The organism is Streptomyces sp. NPDC059740, assembly GCF_042733155.1.
GTDB lineage: Bacteria > Actinomycetota > Actinomycetes > Streptomycetales > Streptomycetaceae > Streptomyces.
This window is the reverse complement of sequence record NZ_JBHWGP010000003.1, coordinates 377,260-390,905: the sequence shown is the minus strand read 5'-3', so window position 1 is coordinate 390,905 and position 13,646 is coordinate 377,260. Positions and strand designations below refer to the sequence as shown.

Below are 13,646 nucleotides of genomic sequence, written 5' to 3'. Positions count from 1 at the left end.
CCTCCTCGGCCTCGACACGGCGACGGCCCCCGTGCAACCGGGGCCCGCGCGGTGGCCCGTCAGGGTCCGCTGTGAGGACTAACGCCCCGTGGCGGGTGAGGGCACGGGGGAGACGGCCGAATCTCCCGATGATCACACCGGAGAGGTGAGGGGTGTGGCGAGAGGGCAGGGAGTGTCCTGCCGGGGGACCAGTGACGGGCGGAGGTGCGGCTCCGGCGCTGGAGGGGGCCAGGACGGACGGGCCGGGGAGGACGGCCCGGTGCGGCGGTCCGGGTTGAGGTGGTGCCGGGCGAGGGCGGGTTCCGACCGGTCCGCCTCACCTGCCCCCGGCGAGCCTTCGAGTGATCGACTACCGGCGGGTACGTCAAGGGCGGAGCCCGCGGAGCGCCGGAAACACTCGGGTTTCAGCCCACTGCGGCGTGCCCGCTCCGCCCGCCCGGTGCCGTCCGGGGGCCTCGGCGGCGGGCAGCGCCGGGGCTAGGCTAGGTGCAGACCCCGCCGGGCGCCCCGGCCGGCGCCCGGTGCCCGGCCGAGCCGTAGCGGGGCCCGTCGACAGCCCGCGACCGGCCCGCCGGTCCTTCCGACGTTCGAGGTACGCCGTGAGTCCGCGCCGCAACCGCCCCCAGGGCGGTGGCCAGTCCCCCGACCGTCCCGACCGCGCCGGCTCGGTGCGCTTCGGCCTGGAGACCACCCAGGAGTGGCGGGGCGAGGAGTGGGTGGTGCGGCAGGTCGGTGGCAGCGGCGCCGGCAAGCGCTACCGCTGCCCCGGCTGCGACCAGGAGATCCCGCCCGGCGTGCCGCACGTCGTCGCCTGGCCCCGGCTCGGCGACGTCGACGACCGCCGTCACTGGCACACCTCCTGCTGGAACGCCAGGGACCGCCGGCGCGCCCGGGTCCAGCGCGCGCGGAACGCGCCGCGCTACTGAGCCGCCGGCCCCCGCCGCTGCGGCAGTGCCGGAACCCGGGGAACCCGCGGCACCGGGGGCGGCCGGTCCGCGGCCCCCGGCCCACGCGCCGGTCCGCTCAGACGTCCCGCTTGGCCAGCACGCCGTAGGCGGCGGCGAGGACGACGGCGGTGATGCCGCCCATGATCCACACCGGCTCCCAGCCGTCGGGGCCCGAGCCGCTCGGCCCGCTCGTGTAGAAGGCCCCCAACTGCACGATGACCGACCAGTCCAGCAGCCACGCGCCGACCCGTGCGACGGGTCCCACCCGCATGAACAGGCCCACGATGGGCGGCAGCAGGACGACGCCCACCATCAGGGTGATCGCCCCGGCGGAGTGGCGCAGCAGGGTGCCGACCGCCAGCGAGAGCAGCCCCAGGACGGCGACGAACAGGCTCACGCCCACCGTCGCCTTCAGCCACTCGGCCCCCGGGGGCGTGACACCGGTCTGCTGGTGCAGGATGCCCTGGAGCACCAGGGCGGCCAGGACGGTGGCCACCAGCGACGAGACGAAGGCGACCAGGAAGAAGACGACTGCCTTGGCCGTCAGCACCCGGGCCCGGCCCGGGGAGGCGGTCAACGTGGTGCGGATCGACCCCGTCCCGTACTCGCCGCTGATCACCAGCACGCCCAGGGTCAGCACGCACAACTGCCCGAAGATCATGCCGAACAGGGCGAAGGTCAGCGGCGACTCGCCCTGCAGGTGGGCGTCGGTGCCCGCGAGCACCAGCGCGGTGAGCAGGGCGACACCGACCACCAGGACCACCATGACGCCCAGCGTCCACATCGTGGAGCGCAGCGACCGGATCTTCGTCCACTCCGCGGCGAGCGCGCCGCCGAACGTGGCGCCGCGGACCGGGAAGGGCGAGACGTAGCCGCCGCGGCCACCGTGCGGACCGGCGCCCTGCGGGTGGGGCGGGACCTGGGGGCCCTGGGGGGCCTGCGCGGGGACGGCCTGCGGCGGCACCCGGGGGGCCTGCGGAGCGGGCGGTGCGGGGGCGCCCTGCGCGGCGAGGAAGAGGGTCCCCGGTTCCCGGTCCGCCCCGGCGGGGCCTGCGCCGCTCCCGGGCGCGCCACCGGGCTTCAGCATCATCGTGCCGTGCTCCCCGGCCGGGGGCGCCTGCGGGACGGTGGCGGGCGCGTCCGGCACGGGCGGTTGCTGTGCCCGGAGCGCGGTCGTCCCCGGTTCGCCCGGGGCTGCCGACGGGGCGCCGGGTGCCTGCGGTCCGGCCTGCTGCGGGGCGTCGGTGGGCGGCGGCGTCCCGTCGAAGGGCGAGCGCGGTGCGTCGGGGCCGGTCGGCGACGGCGTGCGGGGGCTCGCGTCCTGCGGTTCCTGGGCCTCGGGCCGAGGCTGCTGCGGGTTGCTCATCGGGCGTCCTCGTGGGGCTGGTTCGGGGTGGCGGGGGAACCGGCCGGCGGGGGCGGCCCGGCCGCTGCCGGCTGCTCGGGCTGCGGCTGCCCGGGCGGTGGCGGACCGGCCGGGTCACCGGCCGCCGCGCGCGGGCCCGGGACCGGCGCCGGCGGCACGGGCGCCGCAGCGTAGGGGTCCGGCTGCGCGTAGGGATTGGCGGGCAGGTGTCCGGGGGCCTGCGGCGGCACCGGGCCGGGCTGCGGCCCGACGGGCTGCGGCGGCGGTCCGGCGAGGGGCCCGCCGGGCACCTGGCCCGGGACCGGCGCCGGCCCTCCGACCGCCGCCTGGAGCGCGTACCGGGGGTCGGTGGTGGAGCGGTAGTCCACCGCGCCCTGCGTCAGGCGCATGTACGCCTCCTCCAGCGACGCCTGGTGCGGGGAGAGCTCCCACAGCCGTACGTCCGCCTCGTGCGCCACGTCGCTCACCCGCGGCAGCGGCAGCCCCGTCACCCGCAGCGCGCCGTCCGGTTCGGCCGTCACCTGGGCGCCGGCCTCGTGCAGCGCCCGCGACAGCTTCTCCCGCTGATCGGGGTCGTCCGGGGTGCGGACGCGGGCGAAGCCGGCCGAGTTGGCGGCGATGAAGTCCCGCACGTTCATGTCGGCCAGCAGCTGTCCGCGGCCGATGACGATGAGGTGCTCGGCGGTCAGCGCCATCTCGCTCATCAGGTGCGAGGAGACGAAGACGGTGCGTCCCTCGGCGGCCAGGTGCTTCATCAGGTTGCGCACCCAGAGGATGCCCTCCGGGTCCAGCCCGTTGACCGGCTCGTCGAAGAGCAGCACATGCGGGTCGCCCAGCAGCGCGGCGGCGATGCCCAGGCGCTGGCCCATGCCGAGGGAGAAGCCGCGGGTGCGCTTGCGGGCCACGTCCTGCAGCCCCACCATCGCCAGCACCTCGTCCACCCGGCCGGCCGGCATGCCGGCGAGCTGGGCGAGACTGAGGAGGTGGTTGCGGGCGGTGCGGCCGCCGTGCACCGCCTTCGCGTCCAGCAGGGCACCCACCTGACGCGGCGCGTTGGGCAGCCGGCGGAACGGCTGCCCGCCGACCGTCACCCGCCCCGCGGTGGGCGCGTCGAGCCCCAGGATCATGCGCATGGTGGTCGACTTGCCGGAACCGTTGGGCCCCAGAAAGCCCGTCACCTGCCCGGGCCGCACCTGGAACGACAGGTTGTGCACGGCAGTCTTGGCGCCGTAGCGCTTCGTGAGGCCCACTGCCTCGATCAATGCTCCGCCCCTCGCCAGAAGACGGGGGCGTACCGGTCCTCGCACCCCCGTGGTCCGCCGAGGGTATCGGGCAGGCCACGGGGGCCGTCAAAGGAGCGTGCGGCCGGGCAGGATGCCTGACGCACGGCGCGGACGGACGCTCTCCGGGCCTCGCCCGGGCACCGGTGCCGTTCCCGGGCTCAGGCGTCCCGCCTGCGCAGCAGTGCGTAGCCGCACAGCAGGGCGAGCACCACCCAGCCGACCATGATCGCCAGCCCGCCCCACGGCCCGTACGGGGTGTCGTCGCCGGGGCGGGTGACCACCTGCATGATCCGCTGGCCGGCCTGGTCCGGCAGGTAGCGGCCGACCTTCCGCGTCGCCGAGACGTTGCCGAGGATGTTGGAGACGAGGAAGAAGAACGGCATCAGCACACCGAGGGAGAGCAGCGGGCTGCGCAGCATCGTCGCCACCGCCATCGAGAACAGGGCGATCAGCGCCATGTACAGGCCGCCGCCGAAGACCGCCCGCAGCACCCCCGGGTCCCCGAGCCCGACCCGGTAGGGGCCCAGCACGGCCTGGCCCACGAAGAACGTCACGAAGCTCGTCAACAGCCCCACCAGCAGCGCCAGCCCCGTCGCCACCGCCAGCTTGCCGGCGAGGAACGCCCCCCGCCGCGGCACGGCGGCGAGCGAGGCGCGGATCATGCCGGTGCTGTACTCGGTGGAGACCACCAGCACGCCGAAGACGATCAGCGCCAGCTGGCCCAGCCCCATGCCGGCGAAGCTGGTGCGGGTGGCGTCGAAGGAGAGCCGGTCACCGCGCGGCATCGAGCCGAAGTCGTTGCGGGACAGCACGCTGATGAGCGCGCCGAGGGCCACCGTGACCACGACGGCGATGCCGAGCGTCCACACCGTGGAGCGCACGGAGCGGATCTTCGTCCACTCCGACACCAGGACCCTCGTCAACTGCGCCATGGTCAGGGCTCCTCTCGGTCCTCGGGAGGCCGGCCACCGGCCCGGCCGCGGCGCCGGCGGCCCCGGGACTCCCGCCACCCGGCGCCCCACTCGGCGCGGGCGTCCCCCGGCGGCGCCCCGGCGCCCGGCCCCGCGGAATCCGGCCGGGCGGGCCCCGGTCCGGCGGGCCCGGGACCGTCAGGTTCCGGCGGCACGGCAGTGCTGATCGGTGCGCCCGGCTCCGGGGAGTGCGTCCCGGCGTGCGCGTGGTACTCCACCGCCCCTGCCGTCAGCCGCATGAACGCCTCCTCCAGCGAGGCCTGCCGCGGGCTGAGCTCGTGCAGCACGAGCCGGTGCTGGGCGGCCAGCTCCCCCAGGCGTTCCACCTCGACCCCGTCCACCTCCAGTGCCCCGCCGTCACCACTGACCGCGTGGACACCGGCACCCTGGAGCACGTCCCACAGCCGCTCCGGCTCCGGGGAACGCATCCGCACGTAACTGCGGGAGTTCTCCCGGATGAACTCGGTCATCGAGGTGTCCGCCAGCAGCCGCCCCTGACCGATGACGATGAGGTGTTCGGCGGTCAGTGCCATCTCGCTCATCAGGTGCGAGGAGACGAAGACGGTGCGTCCCTCGGTGGCCAGCTGCTTCATCAGGTTGCGGATCCAGTGGATGCCCTCCGGGTCCAGCCCGTTGACCGGCTCGTCGAAGAGCAGCACCCGGGGGTCGCCCAGCAGCGCGGCGGCGATGCCCAGGCGCTGGCCCATGCCCAGCGAGAAGCCCTTGGCCCGTTTGCGCGACACCGCCGCCAGGCCCACGGTCTCCAGCACCTGCGTCACCCGGCGCTTCGGGATGCCGTTGGACTGCGCCAGTGCCAGCAGGTGGTTGTGGGCGCTCCGGCCGCCGTGCACCGCCCGGGCCTCCAGCAGCGCCCCGACGACCGTCAGCGGGCGGTCCAGGTCCCGGTAGCGCCGGCCGTCGATGCGGACGCCGCCGGCGGTGGGCGCGTCCAGGTCGAGCATCATCCGCATCGTGGTGGACTTGCCCGCGCCGTTCGGGCCGAGGAAGCCGGTGACCACACCCGGACGGACCGCGAAGGACAGCCCGTCCACGGCGAGCCGGTCGCCGTAGCGCTTGGTCAGCCCGTCCACCTCGATCATGCACAGCACGCTAGGCGCGGCCCGGGGCCCGCGCCACCGGAGACCGGGCCCGCCGCAGGACCAAGCGGCAAGGCCGCCGGCCCACCCGGAGCGGGCGGGCCGGCGGCCTTGCGGAGAGCCGCGTCGCGGCGCGGGTCAGTGCGACTGCTGGGCCGGCACCGTGCGGGTGGCGGTGTCGTCGTCCGGAACGCCGGCGGCGGCCACCGCGGCACCCGTGAGCGTCGCCAGCATCTCGCGGACGTTGGTGAGCTGGGCGTTGATCGAGTCGCGGCGGTTGGTCAGCGCCGCCAGCTCGCGCTCGGACTCGCTGCGGACGCGGTCGGCCTTGGCGTTGGCGTCGGCGACGATGTCCTCGGCCTGCCGCTGAGCCGTCTCGACCGTCTGACGGGCCCGGCGCTCGGCGTCGGTGCGCAGCTTCTCCGCCTCCAGCCGCAGTTGCTCGGCGCGGTGCTCGATCTCCGCCAGCCGCTTCTCGGCCTTGGCCTGACGCGAGGCCAGGTCACGCTCGGACTGCTCGCGGCGCTTGGCCAGGTTCGTCTCGAAGTCCGCGGCGGCCTGGGCGGCCTTTGCGCGGGTCTCCTCGAAGAGGGCGTCGGCCTCCTCGCGCTTGGACTGGGCGTCCTTCTGCGCCTCGGAGCGGAGGTTGGAGGCCTCGCCCTTCGCCTTCTCGACGATGCGGGAGCCCTCGTCCTCCGCCTTCGCCTTGCGGTCGGCGGCGAACGACTCGGCGTCGTTGCGGACCTGCTGGGCTGCCGACTCGGCCAGCTCGCGGTGCTGCTCGGCGGCCCGACGGGCCTCCTCGCGCAGGTCCTTGGCCTCCTCCTCGGCGAGGCGGAGGATCTTCTCCACACGGGCACCGAGGCCCGCGTACGACGGCTCCGCGTCGTTGACCTGGGCCTGGGCGTTCTGGGTTTCGAGGTGCAGCTCCTCGATCCGCTTCTCCAGAGAGGTGATGCGGGACAGGGCGCTGTCACGGTCGGCGACGAGCTTGGTGATGCGGTCGTCCACCTGACCGCGGTCGTATCCACGCCGCACGAGCTCGAAGCCGAAGGGGGAGGAAGTGTCGCTCATGGGGTTCCTGTCGAAGAGACCGTTGTGGTGATGGGGAATCGGGCCGGCAGACCGCCCATCAGGCGACTACCGGGGGTACCGGCGGGGGCCGGTGCCGAGGACGTCGACCTGCTTCTCCAGGGGGGCGGTGCGGGCGGGCCGGGCACCGCCCGCGGTGGCCGGCCGGGGGTGGCACGCACTCACCTGGCGGCGGTATCCACGCCGTTCGGGCGCGAGGCCGGACGGAGAGGACGACTCGCTCATGGGGTTCCTGTCAAAGAGAGGCCGTTGGGGTGATAGAGGGAATCCTAGGCGCCCGGACGGCGTGTCATCGAGCCCTTGGGGGTTCCGTATGGAGAATGAACGCCCGTTTGAGTGGTTTGACGGCCCCCGTACCGCATCGAGGGCCGCCATCCGTTACCTGTGCCAGGCTCTTTCGCTGCCGTTCGGCGTCCTGACCGTCACCGAACCGCCACAAAAACGTCACCTCGGGCGGGGCGGCGGCACGGGGGCAGAGGCGACGCCCCGCCCCCTCCGGCACCGACTCGCTCAGGAGTCGGACCGCTTGCCTCCCGACCGGGTCCCCCCGGCCGCGGCCCCCGCCTTGACACCGTCGTCCTTCTCGTCGGTGGACTCGGCCGCGCCGCCGCCCCGCTTGCCGCCCGGCGACTCGAAGGACTCCAGGGCCTCCAGGACGTCCTGGACCCGGCCGATCTCCGCGTTGATGTCCTGCCGCCGACGCGCCAGGATCTCCAGCTCGCGCTTGCCCTCCTCGACGATGCGACGGGCCTCCGCCTCCGCCTCGGCGCGGGTGCGCTCGGCCGCCGCCTGCGCGTCGGCCTTCTTCTGCTCCGCCTCCTTCAGCAGCGACTCGGCCTTGCGCACCGCGGCGATACGCACCTTCGACGCCTCGCTGCCGGCCTCCGAGACCATCTCCTTGGCCTTCTCCTCGGCCTCGACCCGCTGCGCGGTGGCCTGCGCGATGAGCTTGTCGACCCGCTCACCGGCGGAACGCATCGCCTCCGAGGTCTCCCGCCGGGCCCGGTCGTGCAACTCCTCGACCTCGGCCTCCACCCGGGTACGCAGCTCCTCGGCGCGCTCGCGGATACCGCTCGCGTCGCCCCGCGCCTCACTCAGCAGCGTGTTGGCGTCCGACCTGGCCTTCTCCACCAGCTCGTTGCCCTGGTAGGTCGCCTCGCCGACCAGCCGGTCGGCCTCCTTGCGGGCGGCGGCCACCATGGTGTCGGCCTGCTTCTCCGCGTCCGTCGCCGAACGCAGCGCCTCCTCCTGCGCCTTGGCGACGAGCTGGTCGGCCTGCTGGGCGGCGTCTGCGCGTCGCTGGGCGGCGTCCTTGCGCGCCGCGTCCAGCAACTGGTCGGCCTCCTCGAGCGCTTCGGTGCGCACCCGGTCGGCCTCGGCCTCGGACTCCTCGCGCAGCCGTGCCGCGTCGGCCCGCGTCTGAGCGGCGTGCTCCTGGGCGGCAGCCACCGTGCTCGCGGCCTCGGCCCGCAACCGCTCGGCCTCGTCGGTGGCCTGAGCCACCGTCGAGGCGGCCTGCTCCCGCGCCTCGGCGCGTGCCCGCTCGGCGTCCTGCTCGGCGCTCTCCACAGTCTCCGCGGCGTTCTTCCGCAGCCGCTCCGCCTCGCCGGTCGCCTCGGCCACCAGCCGGTCGGCCTGCTCCGCGGCCTCCGAACGGGTCCGGCCGGCGTCGGCGCGCGCGGTGTCCCCGATCCGGTCCGCCTCGGTCCGCGCCTCCTCCAGAAGCCGCGCCGCCTCGGTGCGCAGCCGCTCCGCCTCACCGGTGGCCTCGGCCACCAGGTGCTCGGCCTGCTCGGTGCCCTCGGCCCGCAGCCGGCCGGCCTCCTCGCCGGCCTCGCGGACCATGCGGTCGGCGTCGTCCTGGGCGGTGGAGGTCAGCTCCCGGGCCTCGGTGACGATCCGCTCGGCCTCCGCCCGCGCCTCCGACACCGCCCGGCCGGCCTCCGACCGCGCCTCGGCGACCAGGCGGTCGGCCTGCTCGGCGGCCTCAGCGCGGGTCCGGCCCGCGTCCGCACGTGCCTCGTCCCGCGCCCGCTCGGCGTCCTGCTCGGCGGTGGCCAGCGTCTGGGCCGCCTGCGCCCGCAGCCGCTCCGCCTCGCCGGTCGCCGCCGCCACGAGCTGCTCGGCGCGCTCGCCGGCCTCCGCCACCAGGCGCTCGGCCCGGGCCTCGGAGTCCGCCCGGGTCCGCTCGGCCTCGCCGCGCGCCTCGGTGAGGACGCCGTCCGCCTCGCCCCGCAGCCGCTCGGCCTCGGCCAGCGCCTCCTGCACGGTGCGTTCGGCCAGCGCCTTCGCGGCCTCGGTCGCCTCCTGCGCCTCGGCCCGGGTGCGCGAAGCGTCCTGCGAGGCCCGCTCCCGCTCCTCGTAGGCGTCGGAGCGGACCCGGTCGGCCTCCTCCTGCGCCTCCTCCTTGACGCGCTGCGCGGCGTGCTCGGCCGCCGACCGCAGCCCGGCCAGCTCCTCCTCGGTGCGCTCGCGCAGCCCGGCGACGGAGTCCCGCACCTGCTGGGCGGTCTGCTCGGCCGTGGCGACCAGCTCCTCGGCCCGCCGCTCGGCCTCCGCCACCAGCCGCGCCGACTCGTCCTGCGCCTCGCTCACCCGGGTCCGGGCGGTGGCCAGCAACTCCTCGCTCTGCTCCCGGGCAGCGGTCCGCTCCCGGTGGGCCTCCTCACGGGCACCGGCGAGCAGCTCCTCCGCCTCCCGCCGCCGGCGAGCCGCCTCCTCCTGGGCGGCGGCCAGCACCTCGGCCGCCTCCGCCCCGGTGCGCTCGGCCGCCGCCGAGGCCTCCGCGCGCAGCCGGTCCGCGCTCTCCTGCGCCTCCGACTTCAGCCGCTCGGCCTCGGTGTCCGCCTCCGCCACCAGGCGGGCCGCGGCCGCCTCCGCCTCGGCACGGGCCGCGCCGGCGTCCGAGGCGGCCTCGGAGCGCAGCCGCTCCGCCTCCTCCTCGGCGCTCTGCCGCAGCGCCCGCAGCCGCTCGGCGGACTCCGCCTTGAGCCGGGTGGCGTCCTCCTGCGCCTCCCTGCGCAGCCGCTCCGCGTCGGTGCGGGCCTCGCCCAGCGCCTCCTCGGCCGAGCGCAGCTTCGCCTCGCCCTCGGCCCGCAGCCGCTCGGCCTCCTCCTCGGCCTGCCGGTGCAGCTCACGGGTGGCCCGCTCGGTCTCCTCGCGCAGCCCGGCCGCCGCCTGCTCGGCCTCCTCCCGCTGTGCGGTCGCGCTCTCCTCGGCCTCGGTGCGCAGCCGCTCGGCCTCGGTACGGGCCCGCTCCAGCGCCTCCTCGGCCTGCCGGCGCAGCCCGGTGGCCCGCTCGATCGCCTCGGTGCGGACCCGCTCGCTCTCGGTCGTCGCGGTGGTCCGGGTCTCCTCGGCGTCCGCCTTCGCCTTCGTCAGCAGGTCCTCGGCGGTGTTGGCCGCCTCCTCGATCTGCTGGACGGCCTCGCGGCGGGCCTCGGCGCGGATGCGCTCGCCCTCCGCGACGGCCTCGGCGCGCAGGTTCTCCGCCTCGCCGCGCAGCCGCCGCGCCTCCTCCTGGAGGGCGGCGGTCTTCTCGCGGTACTCCTTGGTGTCGTCCTTGGCCGCGCCCTTGAGCTGCTCCGCGGCGTCGTGCGCCTCACCGCTCAGCCGGGCCGCCTCGGCCTCCGCCTCGCGGCGGATGCGCTCGGCCTCCTCGGTGGCGGCCCTGGTGGTGGCCCGCGCGTCCTCCGAGGCCTTGGTGAGGACCTCCTCGGCGGTGCGGGCGGCCTTCGCCAGCTGCGCCGCGGCGTCCTCGGCCGCCTGCGAGCGGGCCGCCTCCTGGGCCTCGCCCCGCAGCCGCTCGGCTTCGAGCTGCGCGTCGGCCCGCAGTTGCTCGGCCTCGGCGCGCAGCGCGTCGGCCTCCTTGGTGGCCTCCGAGACCAGCCGGGCGATCTCCGCCTTGGCGGTGCGGGTGCGCTGCTCGTTCTGCGACTCGGCGGCCGTCAGCCGCTTGCCGGCCGTCTCCTGCGCCTCGGTGACCAGCCGCTCCGCCTCCGCGCGGGCGTCCCGCAGCGCGGCCTCGGCCTCCCGCATGCGGGTCTCGGCGTCCCGGGAGAGCTCCGCCGCCTGCCGGCGGGCCGCCTCCGAGTCGTCGCTGGCGCTGACCCGGAGCTGCTCGGCCTGGTCGGTGGCCTCCTGGGCCTGCGCGGAGGCGGCGTTCAGCAGCCGTTCGGCGTCGGTACGGGCCCGCCGCAGGATCTGCTCGGCCTCGGCGCGGGCCTCGGCGGCCTCGCTGCCCAGCCGCTCCCGGGCCTGCTCGGCCAGGCGCTGCGCCTCGGCGCGGGCCGCGGCCAGGGCCTGGTCGGCCTCGGCGCGCGTCTCCTCCATCAGCCGCCGGGCCTGCGCCTCGGTACGGGCTCGGAGCTGCTCGGCCCAGGCGACGTTCTCGTTGACATGCTGCTCGACGGTCTGGCGGCGCTCGTTGAGCTCCTCGTCCAGCCGCTGCCGCCGCGCCACCGCCTCGGAGTGGAGCTCGGACTCCATGCGGTTCTGCAGCTCGGCGTGCTCCTGCAGGAGGCGCTGGGTCTGGGCCCGCACCTCCCGCAGTTCGCGCTCGGCGTCCGCCCGGAGCTGGTCGGCCTGGAGCTGGGCGTTGCGCAGCAGCTGCTCGGCCTGGTGGCTGAGGTTGTCGTAGGCGGGTCGCGTCGCCAGGGTGCGGCGCGCCTCGTGAAGCTTGGCGCGCAACACCTCGACCTGGTACCCGAGGTCGTCGGCGTGCTGGACGGCCTTCTCCCGCTCCGTCTTCAGCCGCTCCATCTCGGCCTCGAACTGCGAGAGGTGGTCGCCGTCAGCCCACTTACGCTCCTGGCGCTCGTTGCCCCGCACTGCGCGGTCCCATCCGTCCCCTGGTCACGTCGGTGGCCGGCTCCGTGGTGCTCGGGTGTGGAGCTTGCCCTTGTCGAAGAAATGGTGTCAGATCATCGGCGTTCGAAGGGACCGGACCCCACCCGGACTGCCGGCCGAGGCTGCACTCTACCGGCAGGGGAAGGCGAAGGTCAGTGCTCGGGCGCGGCCGGGACGTCCTCCGCGGGTGCCGCGGTGACCAGTTCGGTGAGCACCCCGTGACAGTCCTTGGGGTGCAGGAAGGTGATCCGGGACCCCATCGAGCCCCGCCGGGGCTCTTCGTAGAGGACCCGCACGCCCTTGTCCCGCACGGCCTCGGAGTCGGCGTCCACGTCGGCGGTGCCGAAGGCGACGTGGTGCACCCCCTCGCCGTTCTTCGCCAGCCACTTGCCCACTGCGCTGTCCTCGCGGACGGGCTCCAGCAGCTGGATCCAGGAGGCGCCGCCGTCGGAGGTCCCGTTGATCCGCAGCATGGCCTCGCGGACGCCCTGTTCCTCGTTGATCTCGGTGTGGAAGACCTCGAACCCGTAGGTGTCCCGGTAGAACGCCACCGTGGTGTCCAGGTCGAAGCAGGCGATTCCGATGTGGTCGATTCGCGTCAGCATGGAGGTAGTGCATACCGACACGCGCGGTCACGCAACGTGCCAGCCATCACACCTCCGTGACCGTGACCACACCGATACCGCTCAGTACATTGGCGAAACCCTCATCGACTTCCGCTACAGGAAGGGCGCACACCATGTCCGACCGTGACGACCGCCGTGACCCCGCCCGCAGCTCCGTGATCGTCGCGGGTGCGCGCACCCCCGTCGGCCGCCTGCTGGGCTCCCTGCGTGGCTTCTCCGGGGCCGAGCTGGGAGGTGTGGCCATCCGGGGCGCCCTGGAGCGGTCCGGCGTGGCTCCCGAGCAGGTGGAGTACGTGATCATGGGCCAGGTGCTCCAGGCCGGGGCCGGCCAGATCCCGGCCCGCCAGGCCGCCGTGAAGGCCGGCATCCCCATGAGCGTCCCCGCCCTCACCGTCAACAAGGTCTGCCTCTCGGGCCTGGACGCCATCGCCCTGGCCGACCAGCTCATCCGCGCCGGTGAGTTCGACGTCGTGGTCGCCGGCGGCCAGGAGTCCATGACCAACGCCCCGCACCTGCTGCCGAAGTCCCGGGAGGGCTACAAGTACGGCGCGATCGAGGTGCTGGACTCGATGGCGCACGACGGGCTGACCGACTCCTTCGAGAACATCGCCATGGGCGAGTCCACCGAGCACCACAACACCCGGCTGGGCATCGGGCGGGAGCCGCAGGACGAGTTCGCCGCCCGCTCCCACCAACGGGCCGCCGCGGCGCAGAAGTCGGGGGTGTTCGAGGAGGAGATCGTTCCCGTCGAGATCCCGCAGCGCAAGGGCGAACCGGTGCTGTTCACGCAGGACGAGGGCGTGCGGCCGGAGACCACCGCCGAGTCGCTGGGGCGGCTGCGGCCCGCCTTCAGCAAGGACGGGACCATCACCGCCGGTTCGGCCTCCCAGATCTCCGACGGTGCCGCCGCGGTCGTGGTCATGAGCCGGGCCAGGGCCGAGGAGCTGGGCCTGACCTGGCTCGCCGAGATCGGCGCGCACGGCAACGTGGCCGGCCCCGACAACTCCCTCCAGTCGCAGCCCTCCAACGCCATCCTGCACGCGCTGGGCAAGGCCGGCCTGGACGTCGCCGACCTCGACCTGATCGAGATCAACGAGGCGTTCGCGGCCGTCGCGGTGCAGTCGGTCAAGGACCTCGGAGTTTCGCCCGAAAAGGTGAACGTGAACGGCGGCGCGATCGCTCTGGGCCACCCCATCGGCATGTCCGGGGCCCGCATCGCCCTCCACCTCGCGCTGGAACTGCGCCGGCGGGGCGGCGGCACGGGCGCGGCGGCGCTGTGCGGTGGCGGTGGACAGGGCGACGCCCTGATCCTGCACGTGCCCGGGGCCTGACGCCTCCTGTTACCGGGACCACCAGGGTCGCCGAGCGCCGCCGGCCCTCGGCGGCACCGCCGTCGCGCCGGGCGACGGCGGGACG

10 protein-coding genes are annotated in these 13,646 nt (G+C 75.2%); 2 read left to right on the top strand and 8 right to left on the bottom strand.

Going from position 1 to position 13,646, the window contains the following annotated elements; all coding sequences use genetic code 11:
• Positions 1 to 599: 599 nt before the first annotated feature.
• Positions 600 to 926 carry an ATP/GTP-binding protein gene (locus ACFV3R_RS06370; protein ID WP_385576366.1) on the top strand — a complete coding sequence of 109 codons (327 nt, stop codon included), beginning with the start codon at positions 600 to 602 and terminating at the stop codon, positions 924 to 926.
• Positions 927 to 1,023: 97 nt separating this feature from the next.
• Here the strand turns inward: ACFV3R_RS06370 and ACFV3R_RS06365 are convergent, their stop codons facing one another.
• The 8 genes from ACFV3R_RS06365 to mce form a co-directional block, all read right to left on the bottom strand.
• A complete protein-coding gene (locus ACFV3R_RS06365) occupies positions 1,024 to 2,313 on the bottom strand; it encodes an ABC transporter permease subunit (RefSeq protein WP_385576363.1) in 1,290 nt (429 codons plus the stop codon).
• The gene (locus tag ACFV3R_RS06360) at positions 2,310 to 3,575 is read right to left on the bottom strand and encodes an ABC transporter ATP-binding protein (RefSeq protein ID WP_385576360.1); all 1,266 of its coding nucleotides are present in this window, start codon (positions 3,573 to 3,575) and stop codon (positions 2,310 to 2,312) included. The genes ACFV3R_RS06365 and ACFV3R_RS06360 overlap by 4 nt, the downstream gene beginning before the upstream one ends.
• Before the next feature lie 179 nt (positions 3,576 to 3,754).
• Positions 3,755 to 4,528 carry an ABC transporter permease gene (locus ACFV3R_RS06355; protein ID WP_385576357.1) on the bottom strand — a complete coding sequence of 258 codons (774 nt, stop codon included), beginning with the start codon at positions 4,526 to 4,528 and terminating at the stop codon, positions 3,755 to 3,757.
• A 2-nt stretch (positions 4,529 to 4,530) separates the two neighbouring features.
• Positions 4,531 to 5,667, bottom strand: a complete 1,137-nt coding sequence (locus ACFV3R_RS06350; RefSeq protein WP_385576354.1) for an ATP-binding cassette domain-containing protein — start codon at positions 5,665 to 5,667, stop codon at positions 4,531 to 4,533.
• Between the two features lie 135 nt (positions 5,668 to 5,802).
• Entirely contained in the window at positions 5,803 to 6,738 is a 936-nt protein-coding gene (locus tag ACFV3R_RS06345) for a cellulose-binding protein (protein ID WP_385576351.1), read from the bottom strand.
• A 66-nt stretch (positions 6,739 to 6,804) separates the two neighbouring features.
• Positions 6,805 to 6,981, bottom strand: coding sequence for a hypothetical protein (locus ACFV3R_RS06340; protein ID WP_385576348.1), 177 nt, complete (start codon positions 6,979 to 6,981; stop codon positions 6,805 to 6,807).
• 285 nt (positions 6,982 to 7,266) lie between these two features.
• Positions 7,267 to 11,586 (bottom strand): polarized growth protein Scy, encoded by a 4,320-nt coding sequence (scy, locus tag ACFV3R_RS06335; protein WP_385576345.1) that lies wholly within the window; start codon positions 11,584 to 11,586, stop codon positions 7,267 to 7,269.
• 170 nt (positions 11,587 to 11,756) lie between these two features.
• A complete protein-coding gene (gene mce / locus ACFV3R_RS06330) occupies positions 11,757 to 12,209 on the bottom strand; it encodes a methylmalonyl-CoA epimerase (RefSeq protein ID WP_385576342.1) in 453 nt (150 codons plus the stop codon).
• Between the two features lie 176 nt (positions 12,210 to 12,385).
• Here mce and ACFV3R_RS06325 point away from each other — a divergent pair, with 176 nt between their 5' ends.
• On the top strand, positions 12,386 to 13,561 hold the full coding sequence (locus ACFV3R_RS06325; protein WP_385576488.1) for an acetyl-CoA C-acetyltransferase: 1,176 nt from the start codon (positions 12,386 to 12,388) through the stop codon (positions 13,559 to 13,561).
• Positions 13,562 to 13,646: the final 85 nt, after the last annotated feature.

What these genes read in the sequence shown, in the direction of transcription:
- ACFV3R_RS06355 (WP_385576357.1), bottom strand. Translation starts at nt 4,528, where the DNA reads ATGGCGCAGTTGACGAGGGTCCTGGTGTCGGAGTGGACGAAGATCCGC.
- mce (WP_385576342.1), bottom strand. Translation starts at nt 12,209, where the DNA reads ATGCTGACGCGAATCGACCACATCGGAATCGCCTGCTTCGACCTGGAC.
- ACFV3R_RS06345 (WP_385576351.1), bottom strand. Translation starts at nt 6,738, where the DNA reads ATGAGCGACACTTCCTCCCCCTTCGGCTTCGAGCTCGTGCGGCGTGGA.
- ACFV3R_RS06340 (WP_385576348.1), bottom strand. Translation starts at nt 6,981, where the DNA reads ATGAGCGAGTCGTCCTCTCCGTCCGGCCTCGCGCCCGAACGGCGTGGA.
- ACFV3R_RS06350 (WP_385576354.1), bottom strand. Translation starts at nt 5,667, where the DNA reads ATGATCGAGGTGGACGGGCTGACCAAGCGCTACGGCGACCGGCTCGCC.
- ACFV3R_RS06365 (WP_385576363.1), bottom strand. Translation starts at nt 2,313, where the DNA reads ATGAGCAACCCGCAGCAGCCTCGGCCCGAGGCCCAGGAACCGCAGGAC.